Here is a 22,828-nt window from a genome sequence, read left to right as displayed (position 1 = left end):
GCGCGCGGCTCCCCTGAGTTTTTGACTATCTTCTGCCGCGCCACAGAGCGAGCGGCGCGAGCGCCAGCAGGGCCAGAGCGCCCCACCCGAGCGAGCATCCGCCGCCTCCGCCGCCCGTTTCGGCGGCTTCCCAGAGGGTGACGGCGTTGTCGCCGGCGTCGGCCTGCATGGAGCGCGAGAGTACCGGCGAGGACGCGCCTATCGTAAGCGCGAGGTTCGGGTCGGTCTTCGACGGGTCGTAGTCGAACGAGAAGTCATAGCTGTCGCCGTCCGGCATGAGCGGAAGCTCCTGCGCGCCGAGCACAGCGCGGTTGCTGCCGGGGCGCGATGCCAGCAGCGCCATGCGGACGAGGAGCGCGTTGTCGAGCGTCACCGTTTTATCTCCGACCGCGATCTCTCCGGCCTTGTAGGAGACCGTCGCGGATATACGCATCTTCGTATAGCGGTTTATGTCGCTTCCCTTAAGCTCGTCGCCGGCGGTGCCGTCGTCGTTCAGCGCGAAGGCGCGCACGTTGCTCACGCTGAGATTAGGCTTTTCGGAGTCCGCGACGGCGGCGGCAGAAGCGCCGCGCGAGGCCGCCACGGAGGCGGTCTGATAGTCGTTTATCAGATCGAATATCGACGGGTCGTAGGTGCCGATGAGCGCATATCCGTGGTCGTTGTCCGTGTTGAGCTGCGTTTCGCCGCTGGTCACTACCGCGTGGACGTAGCCGAGGCGGTCTTCTTCATCCTCCGGCACGTTCCAGTAGAACGACACATCCTGCCAGTTGTCCGTGCCGTTTCTTCCGTGGCGTCCGTCTATGCCTTCGAGTTCTATCTTCGCGTCTTCGCCATCGCTCGTTATGAGCATCGGCAGCTTCTTAATTTCGTCAACGTCGTTCAGCGGAAGCGCGGAGGTCTCGTCTATCCCCTGCCAGTAGAATCCTACTGTGACGGGCTCTTTCGTCCGCACGAAGCTGTAGTTTACGACGCGCAGGCTGACCTCGTAGTCCGCGCCGCGTTCGAGCAGGCGTATCGGGAGCTGGTAGCGCCCGTCTTCGCCCGTGGAGGCGCTCTTGCCGCCGCTCTTCGTGAAATTCAGCCCGCGCAGCGTATAGCGCAGATACTCGTTTTCGTTTTCAGTCAGCGTCGTGCCGCCGTCCGTCACTTGAAGCTGGTTGCCCCAGCGCAGCGGGAGGATGAGTCCCGGGTCGGGATGGATATTGTACGGGCTGCGCGGCCCCCAGAGCTTGCCGGAGGCGCTCTCTCCGCTGCCTATCCTCGGTATCGCGTAGCCGACGACGAAGGCGCCGTCGTCCTGCGTGAAGTAGGCTATGTCGGCGGTGAACTGCATGTCCGCGGCTGTGAACTGCCCGTCGTAGTCGGCCTTTATGCCCGACCAGTTGACCATCGCGCCGAGACCTTTGTGCGTGTCCAGCGTCGTAGTGCTGGCGGTCTCCCACGAATAGTCGCCGTTGAGGTCGACTTTGAACATGTGGCGCGAGTTGATGCCGAACATCGGATGATAGTAGGCGTGCCCGCCGAGCGTATAGGTCTGCACGTCTTCCTTCTCGGTGGTATCCGAACCTTCGACTGACATTTCGTAGGCCGTCGCGTCGAGGTTGCCTATCACCTGGTCCTCGCCCCAGACGTAGACTCTGCCGTTGATGTACTTCAGCGGGTCGTCCTCGTCCTTATTCTGCTCGCCCTGCGGATAGCCCGTTATCTCACGAAGCTCGCGCGGGTAGGTGAAGAGGTTGAAGCCGTCGTGCATCGGCTGGTACCAGCTGAGGCCGCGCCCTCCGGTGCTCGAAAACACGGTCTTCTTCTCCGTCGGAACGACGTACTGCACGTAGCGCGTCATGTACACCTGATTGCCGTCGTCGTCGTATATCTCTTTTCCTGTCTCGTTGTCGAGCGCGGGCATAGTGCGCAGCCGCTCTGGATAGATTACGGGATAGCGGCAGATGTTGTAGTCCATCATCGTGTAGTAGAGCTGGTCGTCGCGGTCGGCCTCGGCGCTGAAGGCGAACGAGACGCTGTGCGTGTAGCTGCTGGTGTTGTTGTTTACGACCTCTCCGGTGTGGCTCACGCCCACGTCGAGCAGAGGGTCGTCGTCGCTGCTGTTGTTGTTTCCCCTGTGCGTCAGTTGGTTCGCAGCGTCAAAGAGGTCGCGGCGCTGTTTCAGCTCGTAGCCGAAGTCGAGCCCCCACGTGCCGTCGGAGACCTTCGTCTCGGCGTATGTGTAGTCCTGTCCCGTCTCTTTGCTGACGCTCGTGAAATATCCGTCCGCCGAGACGAGAGCGGAGTTGCTGATGCGCGAGAAGGCGTCCACAGTAACGTAGCCGTCGCGTCCGTCGGCCTTGAGTCCGCTGCCCTCGGCCAGCACCCTGTCCCAGTGCTTCGGCGGGGCCTGAGCGAGGAAGTGCAGCTCGACGTTGTCCTCCACAGTCACGACCGCGGGCTCGCCCAGTATCATGCTCTCGCGCATGATGTCTACGGCCGCCACCGCGGGCGAGCAGCTTCCCGTGCTCTGCTCGCCGCGGAGCGAGCCCTGCGCGTTGACTGTGAAGCCTCCGTCCTTGCTCCACGACACGACGCCGTAGTAAAGGTCGGTCGCGCCGCTCGTGCCTGAATCGCTCATCTGCGCGACGCCGACGCCGTATTTCACGCCCGCGCCGTCGGAGCTGGGGTAGTCGAAGACTCCCGCGCAGAGCGCCGTCTTTATGCCGGGGCTGCCGTCGCTCCCCTGCATCTTGGGCCAGCCGCATAGGTTTTGCAGGCTGGTCTCGTAATGATTGCCGTAACCCGAGTAGGTCAGCTCGGGGGAAACGTCCCAGTCGTTGATGTTGAGGTTCAGCACGAGCTTGTCGCCGTCGTCCGACTGTATCCACGCGAGCTCGTCGAAGCCGTCGCCGTCGAAGTCCGCCATCGCCATGTGTATCGGCGATACCGTGCGCTCCATCTGCGTCATCTTATAGGTCGTGTTCGGAAGCTCGAGCTGGTCGCAGCTCGCAAGGCGGCGGTAGCTCCCGCTAGCGTCGCAGGTGTATATGGTCATGCGCAGCGTGGAATGCGTGTAGTACGCTCTCGCGCGCGCGTATATCTGCACGAGCTCGTCGCGGCCGTCGCCGTTTATGTCGCCCGCCGCTATGCCGACGCTGTCGTTCTGCATGAAGGACTCGCCGGCGTTGTCGTCGGTGTAGACGCGGCGGCCGTAAAACTTGCCCTTCGTCATGTCAGTGGAGCCGCCGAGGTCGTTCACACCGCTCGGGTTGTAGTCTATCTCATATATCTCGAGCGAGTTGGCGCGCTTCTCGTTCGCCCCCGCGCCGTGTATCTTCGTGTAGCATATCGCGGCCTCGGCCCTGCCGTCGCCGTCGAAGTCGCCTATCGCCATGCGGTAGCTGTTCGGCACCTTGACGTCGGAGCCGCCTGCAAAAACGTTTTTGCGCGTGCTGAACTCGCTGCCCTCCGTGCCGTTGATGGGATAGGCTATCGGGTTCGCGTCCGTCTTGCCGGTCACCTTGTCGTACAGGTCTTTTCCGTCTACGAGCATCAGCATCGCACGCGGGCTGCCCGGGTCGCCCTTCGACTTTATGCCGAGAAAGGTCACGAGGTAGTCGCTGTAGCCGTCGCCGTCCCAGTCGTAGGCGGCTATGTCGTGCGCCGTGTTGCGGTCCTGCTCTGGCTTGTGCGTCCATGACAGGTCGGCATACCAGCTCACGTCGTAGCGCGCGCTCTCGTATATGGACATGTTGCGCAGGTCTATCTTCGTTATGCCTACGAGTTTGATTTCGTCCTTGTCGTCCTCGCCGCCGCCGCCCTCGATGACCTGAAGATAAAGCTCTGCGTCTCCGTCGTGGTCGCCCGAGCCGGTGCGCAGAAGCTGGCTGTTGACGTGGATGTACTTAGGAACCTCGAACTCCTTCTGCGCGTAGAAGTCGGGGTCTATCGTCACGGTTGACGGGATCACGCCCTCCGCCGAATCCTCGTCGAATACGTAGACCTTGTCGGACGGGCTGCGCCCGTAGGCCGCGTGGAAGCCCGAGCTGAGGTCGTGCTCATACGCGACGCCGTCCGATGTTTTCTCACCCGTGCCGACGAAGGTCGATATCGCGTACTGGTCGTTCGCGGCCCTGCGGTAGCTCACCATGAGCCGCTGCTTCGGCACGACGCGGCTCTTCCACGCGCCGCCCATCGGGTCTCCGGCGAGAGCGTCGGGGACGGCGGAACCGTCCGCCGACGCCCTTTCCAATCTGCCGGACGAGTAGAAGGCGAGCGCCGCGGCCGCAATGAAAAGAGCCGCGAGAAGCGTCCTCCGCCCCGGCCCCTTATTTCCGAAACTTATTCCCATTTCTTTACCTCCTTATAGCTCTCATCACAAACATAAAGCGGCACAATTATATATTTCACGGGGAATTTTTATGCCGTTTTTTTAGCATCCTCCGTCTTTCGGCAATGCCGTTTTGCCGGTTCCGTGCAATTTCCGCCGCGCGGCGTAAAAAACGGCGGCTCCGTCCGCTGGGGGCGAAGCCGCCGTTTGTCAGGCGCGGTCGAATGATTTACCTGCTTCTTAAAACCTCGAGATTGTGTTTGTATTCCGGCACGGCCTCCCATACCGCGGAGCCGAGCTCGCAGGGGAACTCGGGGCAGAAGCCGCAGTGCGGTATCTGGTTTTCGAGCGCGCACTCGCGTATCGCGCATTCGGCGCAGTTTACGCTTTTGACGCCGGGCGCGAGGCAGCCGGTGCAGCGCAGCCGCGAGGGAAGAATGAAAGAGCCCTGTCCGGCGCTTTCGAGCCCAGCCGCGATTTTCGCCAGCGTTTCGTTGTCGCGGCGGGCGGTCGCGCGGCGCGCCTCGCAGCCGTCGCAGTCCATTCCGCAGCAGCCCGTGTTCGCCATCTATTCCGTCTCCGCTTCGCGCTCAGCGGCGCCGACGACTCCGCTTTTCGCTACGCGGCAGCCTATCGCCGAAAGCTCTGACGCGAGCGCCGCGAGCCCTTCTTCGACGCTGCGCCACTCGGTCTCGAAGGCGCAGTCCACGATGAAGAGAGCCTCGCGCGTCCCGTCGTCTACGCAGGCGTCGCGCGTGTCGCGGTAGTTCCAGAGCCAGCAGCATATTTTCTCATCGTCGGCGTAGACTATCTGACGTTCAGCGCATTCCACGACGGAGTCGCCGGCGCCGAGCGGGTAGAATTTTTCGCCGTTATCCGCGTAGCGCAGCGTGAGGCCGCCGCGCAGCTTTTCCATATCGTGCGCGCCCATAGGCAGGAGGTTCAGCGCCGAGACGCAGTCGTAACAGTCCACTACGGGCGAGACCTCCCAGAGATCGCCTTTGAAGAGGCGGCGCAGCAGCGCCTCGAGCGACGAGCGGTATTTGCTCGGCTTGACGCCCATAGCGGAGTAGACTTCGCGCCAGCGGCGCACGTCGGGGTGCGACATCATTGTGTCCGCCGAGATGCCCATGTCGTTAAGCCGCGCTTCGAGTGAGGCTTTCATCGCGCGCGTATGCTCCGCGCCCGCCGCGCCCGATATGTCCGCGCGCAGCCAGCCTATTTTGGCGTCCGGGAAATTTTCTAAAATTTTGCCGTCTATCGAGATTTTCATTTCTGTATCCGTCCTTTCACGGAGGTGGTTTTTTCGAGCCTTGCGCATATTTTATCCGCTAGCCAGCCGACGGCCCAGCCCGCCGCGCTTCCCGCGATAAAAAGCGGCAGGACGTAGAGCGCGACGCGCCTGTCGCCGGCCATAAAGGCGACGGCGGCGACCTGACCGATGTTGAAGGCCCACGCGCCCGCGACGCTTATCCACGGCAGAGAGAGCGCGCCGCCCCATTTTTTATAAACGAGCGCCATCACCGAGGTCGCGGCAAGCCCCCCAGCGAGGCCGCAAAAGAGCGCGAAGACGTTGCCGGCCGCGAGCCACGCGAGCGCGACGCGCATCAGCGTCACGGCGTATGCCTCGCGCGCGCCCATCAGCACAAGCGCCGCGAGCGAAAAGACGTTCGCCGCGCCGATCTTGATTCCAGGCGCGGGCGACGGAAGAGCGCCCTCCGCGACGTTTACGGCGAGCGCGCAGGCGGTCAGCAGAGCCGTGAGCACGAGGCGGCGCGTCTTCATCAGCGGCTCACCGCGTCCACCTCGCCGCCGCCTCCCGTTATGCGCACGACGAGCCTGTGCGGCAGGCAGACCGCGCCCTCGCCCGGGCGCGAAATTTCGCCGCTTTTCACGCATACGCGGTCTGGGCAGTCGGCCGAGACGACGGCGGCGCGCCCGCCCCCTACTCGGACGACGTTGCGCCCGCCGCCCGCGTCCACCGTGAACTCGCGCACCGGGCCGCCGAGCGGCAGACGCTCGACCACTTCGCCGTCTACGGCTATCTCGACGGTTCGCGCTTCGTCTCCGTCCCTGACGGCGAAGAAGTAGATCATACAGAGGAGCGCCGCCGCAGCGGTCAAAAGCGCCGCGATGCGGTCGAGCCGCTTCACCGGCGTTCACCGATGAACGAGAGCGAAAGAGCCTCGTCCGTCAGGCGGAATATATTTTTCGCCGAAGGCGTGACGAGCGCGCGCCCGTCTTCCGTCAGCAGCACGGCCTTTATATCGCCGCGCCTTGCGAGAAATTCCGGCGCCCGCTCCGCGCCCATCACAAAGAGCGCCGTGCAGAGCGCGTCGGCCCGCGCCGAGTCGGCGTCTATCACAGTGACGGACGATAGGCCCGAACGCGCCGGCCGCCCCGTCGCGGGGTCGAGTATGTGGTGATAGCGCACGCCGTCCTTTTCAAAATAGCGTTCGTAAGGGCCTGAGGTCACGACAGAAACGTCCGAGGCCTCTACTATGCCGAAATACTCGCCGCGCGGCCTGTCCGGCCGCTGAAGTCCGGCGCGCCACGGCCCGCCGCGAGGCGAATCGCCGATGAAATCGAGATTGCCGCCGAGGTCGAGCATCGCGCGCCGCACGCCGTCAGAGGCGAGCCGCGCCTTCAGAAGGTCGGCGATGTGCCCCTTCGCTACAGCGCCGAGGTCGAGCGCCATGCCGAGCGGCAGACGCGCGAAAAATTCGCCGCCTTCGCGCCGCAGCTCTATTTTCGTGAAATCTATGTGTTTCAGCGCTTCAGCGATTTCCGCGTCCGACGGCACGCGCGCCTCCTGCGTCCCTATCTTCCAGAGCGAAGTCAGCCAGCCCATCGCAGGGTCGAAAGCGCCGTCCGTGAAGCGCGCGAGCGCGAGCGACTTCTCGATCAGAGCCGCAGTCTCCGCGCTTATCTCAGTCCACGCGCCGCGCGACGCGTTCAGCCGCGCGACGTCGGACGCAGGAATATTGACGGAAAAGAGATTCTCAAGAGAACGGATATAATCGTCGGCGGCCTTCAGCTCATCGTCCGCGCCGCGGAAATCGTAAAGCGAAAGCCGCACGTATGTACCGAGGCGGAAATTTTCGGAAACCGCCGGCTCTCCGCCGCCGAACGGACGCGCGGCAAAAAGCGCGGCGAGACAGACGAACGCCGCCGCGATGGCGAATATCCAAAGCGCGCGCCTTTTCATAAAATTTCCGCCTCCCCGAGAAAAATCGTCACGCGACAATTATATTACAAAGGCGGCGCGTTTCGCGCGTGCCAAAACATGCGAAGAGCCGCCTCCGGCTGTCCCGGCTGCGGCTCTTGATTTTCCCCAAATTCCCGCCCGTTCCGCTACGCTTCCGCGCAGAGGGGCTCTGGCGTTTCCGCGCCTGCTGTTCCCGCCGCGCTGAGGAGGCGTTTCAGCGACAGTATCGACGTTTCGCTGCGGCGGAAGAGCGTGGACGAGACTACCGAGGCCGCTCCGCCTTCGGAGAGCAGTCCGTAGAGCGCGCGGCTTTCGGAGGCTCCGCAGACGGAGGCGACGGGCACGCCTACGGCGGGCGCTATCAGCTTTACGAAATCCGCGTCGCAGGGCTTGACGCGCCCGCCGCGCTCCATGCTCACGAGCATCAGCTCGCCAGCGCCGAGCCATTCCGCCGCGAGGGCCCAGCCGTAGGCGTCCATCTTTTCGTCGCGGAGGCCGCCGTCGGTGCAGACTTCCCAGTAGCCGTCGCCTTTGCGCCGCGCGCATATCGCGACTGAGACGCCTCCGCGTCCGAATATCGAGGCCGCTTCGCGTATGAGGCCGGGATTCCTTACGGCGGCGGAGCCGAGGACGACTCTTTCTGCTCCAGAGCGGCGAAGTTCGCGCAGCTCTGCGGGGTTGCCGGCGCATCCGGCCGCCACAGGCACGCGCAGCACGGCGGAGGCGCGGCGCACGACGTCCGTCACACCGTCGCCGCGCGCCGAAACGTCGAGAAAAAGCACCTCGTCCGCGCCCGCGCGCGCGTATGCCGCCGCGCACCCGACGGGGTCGGACGGGCCGCGTCCGCCGCAGTAGAGCGGGCCTTCGACCGCCTTGCCGTTTGTTACCTTCACGCATGGGACTATTTTCTTATCGTACATTCATATCACTCTTTCTTTAAATTTATAAAAGTATGCGGCTCCGCCGTAATCAGGTTAAGCGGCGGCGGGGCGCGGCGATTTCACGCGCCGCGCGAAATCGCGCGAAGCGTAGCCGAAGGTGCGGCGAAACCGTAATCGGACGCCGACGCCATAATTTTTTACGATTTTGTTACGCGACTGCTGCGGCCGCAAACGGCTGAAAACCGCGCAAGCCCGACGTACGCGCGCGCGTCGCCGCGCGCGGCGGCTAAGCGCAAAAAAACCTGTAATATGCTGTCTTTATTATATGTGGAGGGGTTAAGCCATGCTGCGCGCGCCCGTGTTTAACGGGAGGCCGCGCGGCACGGCCCGCAATGTCGCGGCGTATGATGCGGATGGAGGGCGTGGAGCGCGCGCCCCGCTGGTGCCTTGATTGAAGCCGAAACGTCGTACCGTCTCTTCATTTTGTCCATCCTCCTCAGCCGTCGCTTTACTCAATTAAAATGCTAGCTTGATGATTTTCATCACGGGCCTTATAATATCACGGGTTTGTCATTTTTGCAAACGACTGTGGAGGAATATAAATTATGAAAGACAGTTTTAAGGCCGACGCGCTGATTTTCGACATCGACGGGGTGCTGCTCGACGTGACGAAGTCCTACCCCGAGGCGATACGGCTCGGCATAGCGAACGGCTGGGAGGAGTTCTGCGGCGGCGAGTCCGACTGCGCCGGATACGGCCCTGGGCACGAGTGGGTGATGAAGCGCCACGGGAATTTCAACGACGACTTCGACATCGCTTGGACGCTGCTCTCGATGGCGGCTGCGAGCGGCGAGAGCAGGCTGTCGCGCGCTCTGCCTTCGCCCGAGCGTCTTGCAGAGGAGCTTGCGGATTTCCGCGCGCCGTTACAGGAATGGGTGCGCGGCAAGTACGGAGACCGCGTGCCGCGCGATGAAAGCCGCGCGATGTGCGCGAAGCTCTACGGCGACCCGGAAAACGGCCTGTACAGGCTCGAGAAGCCGATGCTTCGCCGCCGCTGGGATTCGCTCGGCCTGCCGGTCGGAATATATTCCGGGCGCACGGCCTTCGAGTGGGAACTCGCGAAGAAGAGCCTCGGCTGGGAGGATTTCCCGGACGCCCGCATAATCCACTACGACCACGGCATAGAGAAGCCGTCGCCGCTGGGGCTTGAGATACTCTGTGAAAGGCTCGGCGCGTCGTCGCCCGTGTTCTTCGGAGACACGGCGAGCGACATGAAGGCGCAGGCCGCTTTCGGGCGCGGGCGTTTCGCCGCGATAGGCCGTCTTCTGCCTGAAGCCGAGTACAGATTCGAGACGACGGAGGAGGCCGTCTCAGCTTTCGCTCCTAATCCCGGCTAAACGGAGCGCCCGCGCAAAATACGTATTCGCGCGGCGCGCTCTTGACAATGGAAATTTTTGTAATTAGAATTTTTTGCGTTTGATTATTACGCTGCAGGCGGCTAGACAAAGGGAGGCACGGACATGACAGAGATGCATAAGAGGCTTGACGATATTCATGTCACGCGGTTCTCCTTTACCGGCGCGGGTCCTCTTCACGGGATCTGCGCGAAAACAGCTTGATTCTGAATAAAAAAGTTTCGGAATCGCAATCCGCGTATTTGTCGTAGAAGCAGGGCTCGCATTTTCGGTGCGGGGCCTGCTTTTTTTATAGCTTTAACAAAATATCCACGGAAGGAACTGAGAGAGATGCACAAGGAAAATTACTATCAGCCCGAGATCGAGTGCGCGTCGCGCGAACAGATCACGAAATGGCAGACGGAGGGGCTCATCCGCACCGTCAGGCACGCCTACGAGAACTCCGCCTACTACCGCAAAAAGATGGACGACCACGGCGTGAAGCCCGAGGACATCAAGAGTCTCGCCGACATCACGAAACTGCCGTTCATCTGCAAGGACGACCTTCGCGAGGCCTACCCCTACGGCCTTCTCTGCATGCCGCTGCACGACTGCGTGCGCATCCAGTCCACCAGCGGGACGACGGGACGCCGCGTCATCGCCTTCTACACGCAGCACGACATCGACATCTGGGACGAGACATGCGCGCGCGCGATAGTCGCCGCCGGCGGCACTCAGGACGACGTCGTCCAGGTCTGCTACGGCTACGGTCTCTTCACCGGCGGCCCGGGGCTCAACGGCGGCTCGCACAAGCTCGGCTCGCTGACCCTGCCCATGTCATCCGGCTCAACCGACCGCCAGATACAGTTCATGCAGGACCTCGGCTCCACGATACTCTGCTGCACGCCGTCATACGCCGCCTACATCGGAGAGACGATAGTCGAGCGCGGCCTTCAGGACACCATCAAGCTCAAAGCCGGAATATTCGGCGCCGAAGCGTGGAGCGAGGAAATGCGCCGCGACATCGAGAAGAACCTCCGCATCAAAGCCTACGACATCTACGGCCTCACCGAGCTCGAAGGCCCCGGCGTCAGCTACGAATGCTCCGACCAGCACGGCATGCACATCTGCGAGGATCAGTTCATCCCCGAGATAATCGACCCAGTCACCGGCGAAGTCCTCCCCGACGGAGAGAAGGGCGAACTCGTCTTCACCTCCCTCAACAAACAGGCATTCCCGATGGTGCGCTACCGCACGCGCGACATCTGCGTCCTCTCGCATGAAAAATGCCCCTGCGGCCGCACCCACGTCCGCATGTCCAAGCCGATGGGCCGCAGCGACGACATGCTCATAATCAAAGGCGTCAACGTCTTCCCGTCGCAGGTCGAGACCGTCCTCATCGAGCACGGCTACTCGCCGAACTACCAGCTCGTCGTGGACCGCGTCAACAACTCCGACACGCTCGACATAAACGTCGAAATGAACCCCGACATGTTCAGCGACAACCTCGGCGAAATCACCGCGCGCGAAAAAGAACTCGTCAACGCGCTCAAAGGCTTCCTCGGCATCTACACGAGAGTCCACCTCGTCGAGCCCAAGAGCATCCCGCGCAGCGAAGGCAAGGCCGTCCGCCTCATCGACAAGCGCAAGATATAACGCGCGGGACACGGCCGGGATTTTTTGAATATAATATGGGAAAGGAACAAAAATCATGAAGGGGGACAAAGAGATGACAGTCAAACAGATTTCCGTCTTTCTTGAAAACAAGCCGGGCAAGCTCGCCGAGTTCGTAGAACTTCTCCGCAGCCACGGCATAGACATGAGGGCGCTCTCACTCGCGGAAGCCTCCGACTTCGGCATAGCGCGCGTCATAGTCGACGACCCCGAAAAAGCCCATCGCGTGCTGAAGGAAGCGGGCAGCATCGCCTCCGTCACTCCCGTGATAGCGATCTCCGTATCCGACACGCCGGGCGCGCTCTACGAAATGCTCGAAGCCATGCGCGAGGGCGACATCAACATCGAATACACCTACGCCTTCACCACGCGCAAAGACCAGGGCGCCTACATGGTATTCCGCGTCGCGGACAAATCCATCGACGAGGCCGTAAAGCTCCTCGAAAAACACGGAATCAAGATAGTCGCGCAGGAAGATATCTATAAGCTGTAAAGCAACGCGAAGAAACAACTCCCCGTCATGTCGCAAGCCAACGGGGAGTTGTTATTTACAGCCTAGCTTTTTGTCTTATGATAGTTCAAATTCCCCGTTATTGAACACCTTCGTTTTAATTGCCTCATGAGTAAGTTCTCCCGCTTTATAAGCTTCTACGCACAGCAGGAGATTTGCGACAGCTATAGCAGTTCCATTAATCGCTTTATTCCTACTTATCCGCTCAATTTGAGACCTAAAATTACCGATAAAATGCCCAGAAACAAACATAAAATAGAACTCCTCTACATCAGCGGGAAAGTACTCCCACCATTTATTCGGGTTTATTTTTACATCCCGCGTTTGATTTTCTCCAATATAACGTTCCATTTCGTCTGCCTGTGAAATGGGCAGGTTATAGCCTCTGGAATATGCTTTTGTATCTATAATTACACCATAATTATATCTCTCTGTATCTGTGTAGATTATCCCATCAGGCTTACGGCTTCCTCCTAAATGCAAACCATGATAACCGCACTCTTCTGTCAGCAAACCTAACGTTTTCATCTCAAACAAGCGGTTCTGCTTACTATCGTATGCAAGGTCAATGAGCGATAGATACTCATGCGGCAGATGCAATAATTTATCCCTGATCCGCTCTTTCGTTTCTACAAAATCGGATTTTGCAAGCGACTGTGGCAAAGGGATGACAAAATCATTGATTACGTCGTCAAATAAATATTTGCCGTCTTTTACCGATATTGCAATACCAATATTCTGTAATCCCCTTATATCGTCAGCAACGGTATTGTTATTTTCTTTAAACCCGTTGGATTCAAGAAAATTTATAATTTTACTGTCAGAAACCCTTCGTGAACTCTCGGATAAACATTTCAAAATGAGAGCTCGGCGCGTGCGCAAGTATTCCCTATCTGCACCTTTAGTCGCTAACATCTCCCAGCATACGTTTTTCGCAATGCGTTTATGTCTGCTTTTTCCGACAGACCTTCGTAACGCTGTAATTCCAGGAGCCGTGATAATATACGAATGCGCTATCGTATCGGTATAGCTCTTTTCGCCTAACCAAACCGTGACTTCTTTCGAGACACGCATGACAAGCCCAAGGTTTTCAAGCCACTTCGCAATCATCCTTGCGTACTTATCCGACGATCCCTCCCAGTTTGCTTTCATGGTACTGCGCTCTGTTGCCTCCGCGTTTGCCAACGAGCGTACAAATACTTTCTGAGGCATACTGGTGAAGCCGTCCTCGCCGATAAAGCCCAACTGGCGTCCTATTTCAAATTTCGTGAGGTGTGTATCTTCCGTTTCTGATAACAAGCTTAATACCCTCACCACAGGTGGATAAGCCAAAGCAGCGTTTATTAGCAACTCTTTTTCTTTCTCGGATAACGCTTCTTCCGCGCCACGGGCTCGCACAAGTTCCAGTCCGCTGTCAGTTATTTCGAAACTATCGTCTGCGTAGTCGTATTTGATGAAGCCAAAGCAATGTGCCCAACGCACAAAATTATCAGCGGGCCAGTCCACGATAAAATCCCGCCCTTGCCCCTTGACAGCCGCCTGTATAATGCCATTGCACCTTGACGCGCTTCTTGGGGTAAACGATGTGCCGACAAGGTGCGCATATTTTAGTTTCAACGGCCTGAGCCGCAATGCCTCGATGAATGCGCCACGTCCGTCCTGTTCCGCGACTAATCTTGGTATAACGCTGTCTACCATCTCCCTGTGTTTTGCAGAGCAAGGGGCAAACACTGCTACGACATCGCAAAGACTTCGCAGGTTACTCGGATCCTGCACCCAACCAAAAGCACGGAATTTTCTATTATACGTAGGAACTATAGAAATCATGTTTTTCACGGGTTAGTAGTTTATTATCAAGACTTCCCGGCTCTCTCCTCTCTTTGTGTTATAGCTTGAATTCGAGTAGCTCATAGACAAATCGATAATCCTATATTTACAGGCCCACGTAGAGAGGAGTTCGTTTACTTTCCCCTTGTGCTCAATGACGTTCGACAGGGCAAACTTTATGCCGCGCACATTTGCCGCATCTAAATAATCATACAGAGCTGACTCTTGCTCCAGCTTCCAGTCTTTGAATCCCCTATTGCCGTCGTTATACGTTCCAGTCGTTATCAGGTAAGGAGGGTCACAGTAGATCAAATCGTCATAGGCTAATGAGTCTAGCGGTATCTGCATGAAGTCTATGCTCGAAAATTCGATATTTAATCTTTGAAGTTTGAAAACAAAGGTTATCAAGTTGTGTTCCATGTTATCGGAGAAACGGCTTCTGTTTCTCCCGAAAGGGTTATTGTACTCAAGATTATTGTTAAAGCGGAATTGGTAATTGAATGAATAACAAGCAAGAGTATATAAATCTATCGGGTTTTGTGTAGCATTGTAATAGTTCCGAAACTGTTTGAAACCAACTTCATTCTCCTTTGAAAGGCCGTATTCAGCTATGCGCGTCTTGATTTGACGCAATATTTCAGAGATGGCGGTGTCTTTGAATGCCTGGAATATCTCTATTATTTTTGTATTTATGTCGTTACAGATTATTTTATTGGCGTTTACGTTGATTGCAACGTTGCATCCACCTGCAAACAAATCTACAAAAGTACCTATATATCTGGGAAAATTCGGCAAAATTTGCGGAAGAAGCTTATATTTTCCGCCAATATAATTCACAGGGCTTTTGATATATTTTTTTGTGTCGGCTGTTGCTGCGCTGTCAGGACGGGACGTTTCGCAAAACTCAAAATGTAACTTCTTCGGGATATTTTTTCTTATGTAAAAAATATATTCGTATAAATATTCCTTCTGCATGGTCTTTTTGCTCATATACTGCCGATAGGGAACAGAATACATTTTGTAGCTCTCTTCAACTCCATGCCTTTTCAAAATTTTTTCAATCTCGCTGGCCGTCATAAGCCCATCCGTGCTATAGCTCATTACAATATTGCGGAAATCAGCCTTGCTTACTAAGTCTTCAAAGGCATCCGCAACCTCACCTTTTATACAAAAAGGCGATTTTACGTTATTACACGGACGCATCCCCGTTATACCATGTATCTCTGGATAATCGTATTTTGATATTGTTTCAAGCAAATGGTAGTTCGGTACGTACTGTCTAGAATTATACGGCGGATCAAGATATAAAATATCGCCGCTTAGGTCGCGGATCAATTCGTTCGCGTCTCTGTTGTAGCTCGTATTGTTTCTATGATTATTGAAAACGTCCAGCCTTGAGAGTTCCAAATCCTTAAACGCCCTTTTGTCCCAATATTTCAGGTATGCTCCGTAAGTGCCAGTGATGTTTGAAACAGACGGCACGCCCTCTATAAGACCTGCCAGCAAATAGTAATATTCCAGTTCGCGGAGCATTCCATCTCGTTTCCATGCTTCGATTGTGTTGCGGATGAAATCAACTCTCGCCGCATTTTTGTTTGAAAGGTACATCCTTTCGCAGCCGGCATGCGGCGTATAATTTTTCGTTATGAAATAATGGGCGTCGTCATAATCCAATATTTGTACCTGCGTTTCTTCTAAAAAGCTAAACGGGTCGCGGATGCCGATGCTCCTAAGCTTCGAGAACTCCGGTCTGGAGTTGTTCTCTATAGTGGCTTTCTGTATTACGTATGAAAAATACAGCGTGTCATTCGATAAGATCTCATAGCGCGGCTTAAAATATCTGGCGACAGACCCAGTTCCAGAAAAAATATCGCAGAAAATTTTCTCGTTCCCATCTGTGTTCTCAGATATGACCATATCAATGTTTTTCAGCAATTTTGCTTTGCTTCCGATAAATCTCATGATATGCACCCCGACATCCTAAAACATCCTTATTGTATATCATAAGATGCCGGGCTATAGAAGTCAATAAACAGCGCCTCCAGGGCGACAGCATTTACTTTTTCAAATCAAACAAGACGTTGAGCATAATCTGAGGAGTCATGGCTGCCCTAAACCTTATTATTCTCTTGCTCACACGTCCGTATCTGGCCTTGTTGAGCAGTGACAGCGCCGTCTTTCTCAGGACGTTCATGTTCAGCGGCGAGTTGTCTTTTCTGGCTCTCGCCGCGTCTTCTCTGAATATCACGTCCAGAAACCAGTGGAGGCCGTTCTCTATCGACCAATGGCTTCTTACTGCGTGAGCGAACTCTTCGACGTCGGTCAGCGTCGTTATGAAGTGTCTCGTATGCTCATGCATCACGCCTTTTTCATATACCACGCTTTTGCCTCGCCGACGGCTTTGAGTCCTTTCCATTCCTTACGTGCTTCCAACCACGATATGTCTGTCAGCAGCCTGTATTCGCGGCGTTCCGTCCGTCCGTGGCATTTGTCTGGGCGCCGCTCCTCTTCCAGCTCGTTTCTGAACGTATCAAAGTACAGCCTGACGTTTTCGTGCAGTTCCGGCTGGTTGTCTTTTAGGGCTAGTACATAGTCTGCTTTTTCCCCCACTATCTTTTCAGCTATCTTCTTCTGGCAGCCTGCCGCATCTATTGTGACTATCTGCCCTTTTATATCTACAAGGTCGAGCAGCTCCGGTATCGCCGTTATTTCGTTCGTCTTGTTAGGCACGGCTATTTCGCCTAATGTGATTTGATTTTCAGAGACAAAGGCGCTGACTGCGTGATAGGCTTTGTGTTCCGCGTTGGCGCTGCCGCATATCGTCTTGCCGTCGACTGCGATCACTGCACGTTTTGCGTGTTCAGCTTCAAGCCAGTTTACAAGGCATTGTGAGAGCTCTTTAGGGTTTAGGCGTTCAAAGACGCGGCGAAATGTGTCGCTGTCCGGTATGCCGTTAGGCAGTTCGAGGAAGACCTCGAGCCATTCTTTTCTCGCTTTGCCGAACTCCTCCATTTCGACAAAATCTTCTCCGCCGCATATCACAGTGCATAGGCCTATGATGATAATATCTTCCAGCTTGTGCCTGATATTCCCAAAGCCGGTACGCCTCGGTTCCGTTATGTTGCTAAGTTCTTCTTTTAAGGTTTCTATTCTCATGCTTTAGTTGTAACTCGTGGGGGCTATAAAGTAAATGCTGTCGCCCTGACAGCGCCTCGGTCATTACGCGCCTGACAACTGCATTTAGTCTTTCAAATCAAATAATTGTTGTCGTCCGTCAGCGTCGTTATGAAATATCTCGTATGCTCGCGCATACAGCCCTTCTTGCACACCACCTTGTTACTTGTCCCGTAGCTTTTCGTTTTTTGTCCTTTGCGCGCTTTTAGCCACCACATATCGCTTCACAGTCTATATTCGCGGAATTCGTACAACCGCGCCATGTATCAAAACGTTGCTCCGCCTCTATCTCTTTGCGGAGACAACCGCGCGTCACGCATCCGCGCCGCGCTCCGTGCAGAGGGCCTCCGTCAGGCGCGCCGCGGCTTTTTTTATTTCGGCTAGGAAAGCCTCGAAGCGCCCCTCGAAGTTCGCGGCGGGGCCGGCTATTCCGAACTGCGCCACAAGCTCTCCGCGCGGGCCTAGAAGCGGGACGCTGACGCCGGAGGTCTGATCCTGAAGCTCCTTCGTGCTGAAGGCGTAGCCGTCCCTCCTTATCTTCGCGACGTCGGCGCGCAGACGCTCTTCGTCCACGACGGTATTCGGCGCGACGCGCACCTTGCTTTCGGCCAGGACCTTTTCGCGCACGCACTCTGGCGCGAAGGCGAGCAGGATTTTACCTGTAGCGCCCGCGTATATCGGGAAGCGCATTCCGGGGTACGCGGCGTACTGAAGCAGCGCGGACGGCGTCTTCGCGTATATGCAGTACCCCTCATCGCCGTCGAGCACAGAAATCAGCGCCGTCTGCCCGGTCGCCGCGACGAGCCCGTCGATGACGGGACGCGCCGTGTCGAGGAAGTGGCGGTAGAACGAGTCGGTGTTGTAGAGAAACAGGAAGCGCAGCCCTATGCGGTAGCGCTCCGTCTCCGCGTCCTGCGCGACCCAGTTGTGCTTCTGAAGGCTCTGCAATATGCGGTGCGCCGTGGAGCGCGGCACCTTCGACTCTTTTTCTATTTCTCTGATGCTCATGTCGCTTTTCGATACCGCGAGCAGCTCCATCAGAGCGACCGTCTTGTCTATCGTCGTCATTTCCATAACAAATTACCTCCTAGGCCTGCCTGCGGCGCGCCGCGGCTGCCGAACGCGCCGCGATTATAATATCACACGCTATGCGTCCGCCTTAGTGCAATACACGGGGAAACGGCGTGCTTGACGCTCCGCGCGCAACGTGATACTATCCTCGCAGCAATGAATGGGACATTATGTCTCATTATATAAATGAGCCAGACAACACAACTTAATAATGCCCGTCCGGCGCGGCGGGCGCTGCGAGGGGTTTTCGTATGAATTTTTCTGTTGAAGGCAAAAGAGTACTTATAACCGCAGGCTCGGACGGCATCGGCAAGGCGATAGCCTCCGCGTTCCACGGAGCGGGCGCGCGCGTGCATATATGCAGCCGCACGCTCGAAAAGCTCGAGAAGTGCGCGGCGGAGCTGCCGGGGCTGACATACACCGTCGCCGACGCGGCGCGTTGGGAGGACGTCGAGGCAGTATTCCGCGACGTGGAGCGCAAGCTCGGCGGTCTGGACTTCCTCATCAACAACGCTGGAATAGCCGGGCCGACGGCGCGCGTGGACGAGGTCGGCGTCGAGGACTGGGCGAAGACGATACGGACGAACATCGACAGCCAGTTCTTCTGCACGAAGCTCGCCGCGCCGATGATGATCGCGGCGGGCGGCGGCTCGATAGTCAACCTCGGCTCGACGGCGAGCCTCTTCGCATATCCGTTCAGGACGCCCTACGCGGCTTCGAAGTGGGCCGTCATAGGCTTCACGAAGTCCGTGGCTCTCGAGCTCGGCGAGTTCGGCATCCGCGCCAACGCGATATGCCCGGGCTGCGTCGAGGGGCCGCGCATCGAGGGCGTCATAGAGCGCGAGGCCGCGAAGCTGGGACAGACGCCAGCGGAGGTGCGCGACGGCTATCTGCGCCAGACGGCGCTGCACACCTTCATCGACGCCGAAGACATCGCGGGGATGTGCCTCTACCTCTGTTCGCCGATGGGCGCGAAAATCAGCGGTCAGGTGATGGTGATAGACGGCTTTACCGAGAACTGCCACAGCTAAGGCGGCTTTTCGCTGTTTCAGGTAAATTTCCCGGATTACGCCGGAGCGCCGGAATTTCGCGGCACGGCGCTGCGTTCGGACAAGGGGGTATGACTTTGAAGGATTCTTACAATTACGCGGGCAGGTCATACAGCGTACACGACGCTGAACACAAGGCAAGCGGCGGGCTTGTCTACGCCTCCGATATGATGCTGCCCGGAATGCTCTACATGGAGCTCGTTTGCAGCGAGCGAGCGCACGCGGAGGTAACGGCGATAGACGCGCGCGCAGCGCTTCGGCTGCGCGGCGTCGCGGATGTGCTGACGCCGTGGAACACCACGCGCAAAAGATTCAACCAGTGCCGCAAGACTCCGCTCCAGAAGGGCGTGCCGGAGGATCAGGAACTCTTTACGAGCCGCGCCCGCTACACCGGTGACGTGATCGCCGCAGTAGTCGCAGAGAGCAAGGCCGCAGCCGAGGAAGGCGCGCGCAGGCTCAGCGTCTCGTACAGGGAACTGCCGGTCTCAGCTTCGCTCGAAGCAAGCGCCGCGGAGGACAGTTTCCCGATACACGAGGGCGGCAACAAAATATGCGAGACAGATTACTCCTGCGGCACGGGCGAGGAAAAGGGCACACTGACAGGAAGCGTCCGCACGACGCTTGAAACGCAGCAGATGAACCACGTTGCGATGGAGACACACTCATATTTAGCGGACTGGTTTAACGGCGAGCTGACGATATGGAGCCCGACGCAGGGCGTTTACGGCGTGCGCACCGTCGTCGCCGATCTTTTCGGCCTGCCCTACAGTAAGGTGCGCGTCATAAAGGTCCCGATGGGCGGCTCATTCGGCGGCAAACAGGAATTCATGTACGAGCCGCACGCCGCATGCGCTGCGATGCGTCTGGGCCGTCCCGTGAAGCTGCATCTCTCGCGCACGCAGTCGCTGATTTCGACGACGGTGCGCCCTGCTCTCAAAACGACGATAGAGACAAGCTTCACGCGCGATGGGGACTTCGTTTCGTGCAGCGTCGAAAGTTTTGTGAATTCCGGCGCTTATGCGGGCATAGCGATAAATTTCGTCGATACGATAAAGACGAAGCCGACGAAGAGCTACAAGTTCCCCTCTTACCGTTTCAAGGGCGCGGCTTATTATACGAACTCGCCGGTAATCGGCGGGATGCGCGGCTGGGGCGCGCCGGAGATGCTGACGCCGTTCGAGATACACATCAACGAAGCTGCGCGCCGGCTCGGCCTCGACCCCGTAGAAATGCGGCTGCGCAACACATATGCGCCCTACGAGCGCGAGATAGCGCACGGTCTCTCCCTCGGCAACTGCCGCGGCAAAGACTGCCTCACGATAGGCGCGCGTGAGTTCCGCTGGGACGAGCGCAGGAAGCGGGTGAAGGACACGGGGCGTTTCCGCCGCGGCGTGGGAGTCGCCTACGTGGGCTATCAGAACGGCTTTTATCCGCGCCCGAGCAATCTTTCCGTTATGACCATAAAGATGAACGAGGACGGCAGCGTATGCCTCCAGACCTCCGTCCACGAGGTCGGCTGCGGTACGCTGCGCTCGATGCAGATAATCGTCGGAGAGGTGCTGTCAATAGACCCCGACAACGTTTACGTCACGGAGGGCGACACGAAGTACACGCAGTTCGACCTCGGCACCTACGGCAGCCGAACGACCTTCATCGCGGGCGAGTGCGCTCGCCGCGCCGCGGAGGCGCTCAAGAAAGTGCTGCTCGACGAGGCCGCGAAGCTGCTTTCGCTGACGCCCGACGAGCTGGAGCTCTGCGGCGGATTCGTCGTATCGCGCACGCGGCTCGACACGAACCTGAGCTACGGCGAGGTCGCATCCCGCGCGCTCGTGGAGAACGGGACGGCGCTCTTCGCCTCCGCGAGCTGGAAGGGTGTCTCGAACCCCGGCTCGTTCGCGGCGAACTTCGCCGAGGTCGAGGTGGACACGCTGACGGGCTTCGTGAAAGTCACGGACTTCCTGTCGGTCAACGACATCGGTTTCGCGCTTAACCGTCAGATGTGCGAAAACCAGGTCAAGGGCGGCGTGCAGATGGCGGCGGGCTACGCGCTTTGCGAGGACATAGCCGTAGGCTCGGACGGCAGGCCGAAGAACGACAGGCTGAGCCGCTATCACACGCTCAACAGCGCGGATATGCCAAGAGTACGCGTCATATTCGTCGAGGAGGGCGGCGACGAGGGGCCGTTCGGCGCGAAGACCATAGGCGAGGTCTCGACCGTCGCGGGGGCCGCCGCGATAGCAAGCGCTGTCAGCGACGCTCTCGGCGCGGAGATAACCAGGCTCCCGCTCACGCCGGAGCGTATCGCGGAAATCATGACGAAAGCGGAGGCGGCGCGATGAGAATCGAATTTGAGCTCAACGGTGAAAAACGCGTAAAGAACGCAGACCCGTGCAAGCGCCTAGTGGACTTCCTGCGCGAAGACATGGGGCTGACCGGGACAAAGGAGGGCTGCGGCGAAGGCGAATGCGGAGCCTGCACAGTCGTGCTCGACGGAAGGGCCGTACACTCGTGCCTCGTGCTCGCGGGACAGATCAAAGGCAAAAGGCTGCTGACAGTCGAAGGCCTTTCGCGCGGCGGCGAACTTTCGCCGCTTCAGCGCACTTTCATAGACCACGGCGCGATACAGTGCGGCTACTGCACTCCCGGGATGCTCATGTCGGCGGCGGCGCTGCTCATAGAAAACCCGTCGCCCACGGAGGACGACGTGCGCATCTCGCTCGCCGGCAACATCTGCCGCTGCGGGGACTACAGCGCGATAGTGGACGCGGTGCTCGACGCGGCGGAAACGTACAGGAAGGAGGGCGGCTTCCATGTCTAGGATGCTCTGTCCGGCGGATCTCAACGAGCTGTCCGCCGCGTTAACGCGCATGACCGAGCGCAGCAGAATCATAGCGGGCGGCACCGACCTGACGATAGCGATAATGGAGGGCAAAATCGCCCCCGACCTGCTCGTGAACGTCCTCGACGTGAAAGAGATGCGCGCCATAGACTTCACGGCGGAGCGCGTCGCGATAGGCGGAGCCGCGCCATTCTGCGAGCTCGCCGCCTCGGAGCAGGTACGCGCGAAGCTCTCCGCTCTCGCGGATGCGGCCTCTACAGTCGGCTCGAAGCAGATACGCAGCAGAGGCACGATAGCGGGCAACATAGGCAGCGGCTCGCCCGCCGGAGACATGCTTCCCGTGCTGCTGCTCTACGGCGCGACGCTCTCCGTCGCGGACGCGGACGGGACTGTTTCGGAAATCCCGTTCCGCTCGACGCTCGGAGACAAAGGGCTCGTCCCGCTAGGCAAAGGGCGCGCGATAGTCTCCGTGAATTTCCCGCTGCCGGAGGAGAGACGTATCAGCGCCTTTTTGAAGCTTGGCTCGCGCCGCGCGGTGACGATATCGAAGCTCGGCGTCGCGCTGTCGTTCCGCTGCGCGGGAGCCGGCGCGCCGATAGAGAAACCGGTCGTGACGCTCGGGGCCATCGCGCGCGTGCCTATATTCGCGAAACGCGCCGCCGCTGCGCTCGACGGACGCCCGCTCGCCGCGGAGACGGCGGCGGCCTTCGGAGAGGCGCTCGCGCGCGACGTGGAGGAGGCGATACCTAGCCGCCCGTCGATGCCATACAAGAGACGGGCCGCGCTCGGAGTCGCGGAAGACGTTTTTATGAAAATTATGCCGCGCGCCGCGGCGTAATGTAAAAACCAAACGGCGGCACGTGCGCCGCCTGTTGAATCAGCGGA

General features: G+C 58.2%; 17 protein-coding genes and 1 pseudogene. 7 read left to right on the top strand and 11 right to left on the bottom strand.

Features of this window, described 5'->3' with window-relative positions; genetic code table 11:
* Window positions 1-25: 25 nt before the first annotated feature.
* The 7 genes from B5F39_RS04170 to B5F39_RS04140 form a co-directional block, all read right to left on the bottom strand.
* Window positions 26-4,336: a hypothetical protein gene (locus tag B5F39_RS04170; RefSeq protein WP_087364260.1), complete on the bottom strand. Its 4,311-nt coding sequence runs from the start codon at window positions 4,334-4,336 to the stop codon at window positions 26-28.
* Window positions 4,337-4,544: 208 nt separating this feature from the next.
* Window positions 4,545-4,883, bottom strand: a complete 339-nt coding sequence (locus B5F39_RS04165; protein WP_087364258.1) for a DUF3795 domain-containing protein — start codon at window positions 4,881-4,883, stop codon at window positions 4,545-4,547.
* Window positions 4,884-5,588 (bottom strand): phenylalanine--tRNA ligase beta subunit-related protein, encoded by a 705-nt coding sequence (locus B5F39_RS04160; protein WP_087364256.1) that lies wholly within the window; start codon window positions 5,586-5,588, stop codon window positions 4,884-4,886. It abuts the gene before it with no gap.
* Window positions 5,585-6,100, bottom strand: coding sequence for a Gx transporter family protein (locus B5F39_RS04155; protein ID WP_158095931.1), 516 nt, complete (start codon window positions 6,098-6,100; stop codon window positions 5,585-5,587). The genes B5F39_RS04160 and B5F39_RS04155 overlap by 4 nt, the downstream gene beginning before the upstream one ends.
* On the bottom strand, window positions 6,100-6,468 hold the full coding sequence (locus B5F39_RS04150) for a NusG domain II-containing protein (protein ID WP_087364252.1): 369 nt from the start codon (window positions 6,466-6,468) through the stop codon (window positions 6,100-6,102). Before B5F39_RS04150 ends, B5F39_RS04155 begins: the two co-directional genes overlap by 1 nt.
* Window positions 6,465-7,523, bottom strand: a complete 1,059-nt coding sequence (locus tag B5F39_RS04145; protein WP_087364250.1) for an FAD:protein FMN transferase — start codon at window positions 7,521-7,523, stop codon at window positions 6,465-6,467. Before B5F39_RS04145 ends, B5F39_RS04150 begins: the two co-directional genes overlap by 4 nt.
* 146 nt (window positions 7,524-7,669) lie before the next feature.
* Window positions 7,670-8,443: a HisA/HisF-related TIM barrel protein gene (locus B5F39_RS04140; RefSeq protein WP_087364248.1), complete on the bottom strand. Its 774-nt coding sequence runs from the start codon at window positions 8,441-8,443 to the stop codon at window positions 7,670-7,672.
* Between the two features lie 566 nt (window positions 8,444-9,009).
* Between B5F39_RS04140 and B5F39_RS04135 the strand changes: the two genes are divergently transcribed.
* The 3 genes from B5F39_RS04135 to B5F39_RS04125 all read left to right on the top strand — a co-directional run bounded on the left by B5F39_RS04135 (window position 9,010) and on the right by B5F39_RS04125 (window position 11,965).
* A complete protein-coding gene (locus tag B5F39_RS04135; RefSeq protein WP_087364246.1) occupies window positions 9,010-9,801 on the top strand; it encodes an HAD family hydrolase in 792 nt (263 codons plus the stop codon).
* Between the two features lie 348 nt (window positions 9,802-10,149).
* Entirely contained in the window at window positions 10,150-11,454 is a 1,305-nt protein-coding gene (locus B5F39_RS04130; RefSeq protein WP_087364244.1) for a phenylacetate--CoA ligase, read from the top strand.
* Between the two features lie 55 nt (window positions 11,455-11,509).
* Window positions 11,510-11,965 (top strand): acetolactate synthase, encoded by a 456-nt coding sequence (locus tag B5F39_RS04125; protein ID WP_087364242.1) that lies wholly within the window; start codon window positions 11,510-11,512, stop codon window positions 11,963-11,965.
* 75 nt (window positions 11,966-12,040) lie between these two features.
* Here the strand turns inward: B5F39_RS04125 and B5F39_RS04120 are convergent, their stop codons facing one another.
* From B5F39_RS04120 to B5F39_RS04100, 4 genes and pseudogenes are all read right to left on the bottom strand, one after another.
* The gene (locus B5F39_RS04120) at window positions 12,041-13,810 is read right to left on the bottom strand and encodes a restriction endonuclease FokI C-terminal domain-containing protein (protein WP_087364387.1); all 1,770 of its coding nucleotides are present in this window, start codon (window positions 13,808-13,810) and stop codon (window positions 12,041-12,043) included.
* Window positions 13,811-13,822: 12 nt separating this feature from the next.
* Window positions 13,823-15,772: a Dam family site-specific DNA-(adenine-N6)-methyltransferase gene (locus B5F39_RS04115; protein WP_087364240.1), complete on the bottom strand. Its 1,950-nt coding sequence runs from the start codon at window positions 15,770-15,772 to the stop codon at window positions 13,823-13,825.
* 214 nt (window positions 15,773-15,986) lie between these two features.
* Window positions 15,987-16,966: pseudogene (locus tag B5F39_RS04105) on the bottom strand (ISAs1 family transposase); the annotation flags it as partial.
* Window positions 16,967-17,296: 330 nt separating this feature from the next.
* Window positions 17,297-18,058: an IclR family transcriptional regulator gene (locus B5F39_RS04100; protein ID WP_087364234.1), complete on the bottom strand. Its 762-nt coding sequence runs from the start codon at window positions 18,056-18,058 to the stop codon at window positions 17,297-17,299.
* Between the two features lie 248 nt (window positions 18,059-18,306).
* Here B5F39_RS04100 and B5F39_RS04095 point away from each other — a divergent pair, with 248 nt between their 5' ends.
* The 4 genes from B5F39_RS04095 to B5F39_RS04080 all read left to right on the top strand — a co-directional run bounded on the left by B5F39_RS04095 (window position 18,307) and on the right by B5F39_RS04080 (window position 22,781).
* Window positions 18,307-19,086 (top strand): SDR family oxidoreductase, encoded by a 780-nt coding sequence (locus B5F39_RS04095; RefSeq protein WP_087364232.1) that lies wholly within the window; start codon window positions 18,307-18,309, stop codon window positions 19,084-19,086.
* Between the two features lie 95 nt (window positions 19,087-19,181).
* Window positions 19,182-21,443: a molybdopterin cofactor-binding domain-containing protein gene (locus B5F39_RS04090; RefSeq protein WP_158095929.1), complete on the top strand. Its 2,262-nt coding sequence runs from the start codon at window positions 19,182-19,184 to the stop codon at window positions 21,441-21,443.
* Window positions 21,440-21,922, top strand: coding sequence for a (2Fe-2S)-binding protein (locus B5F39_RS04085; RefSeq protein ID WP_087364229.1), 483 nt, complete (start codon window positions 21,440-21,442; stop codon window positions 21,920-21,922). Before B5F39_RS04090 ends, B5F39_RS04085 begins: the two co-directional genes overlap by 4 nt.
* Entirely contained in the window at window positions 21,915-22,781 is an 867-nt protein-coding gene (locus B5F39_RS04080) for an FAD binding domain-containing protein (RefSeq protein WP_087364227.1), read from the top strand. Before B5F39_RS04085 ends, B5F39_RS04080 begins: the two co-directional genes overlap by 8 nt.
* Window positions 22,782-22,828: the final 47 nt, after the last annotated feature.

This window comes from Cloacibacillus sp. An23 (genome assembly GCF_002159945.1).
In the GTDB taxonomy this organism is placed as follows: domain Bacteria; phylum Synergistota; class Synergistia; order Synergistales; family Synergistaceae; genus Caccocola.
The sequence above is the reverse complement of the archived record's forward strand: the minus strand, read 5'-3'. Positions and strand labels throughout refer to the sequence as shown.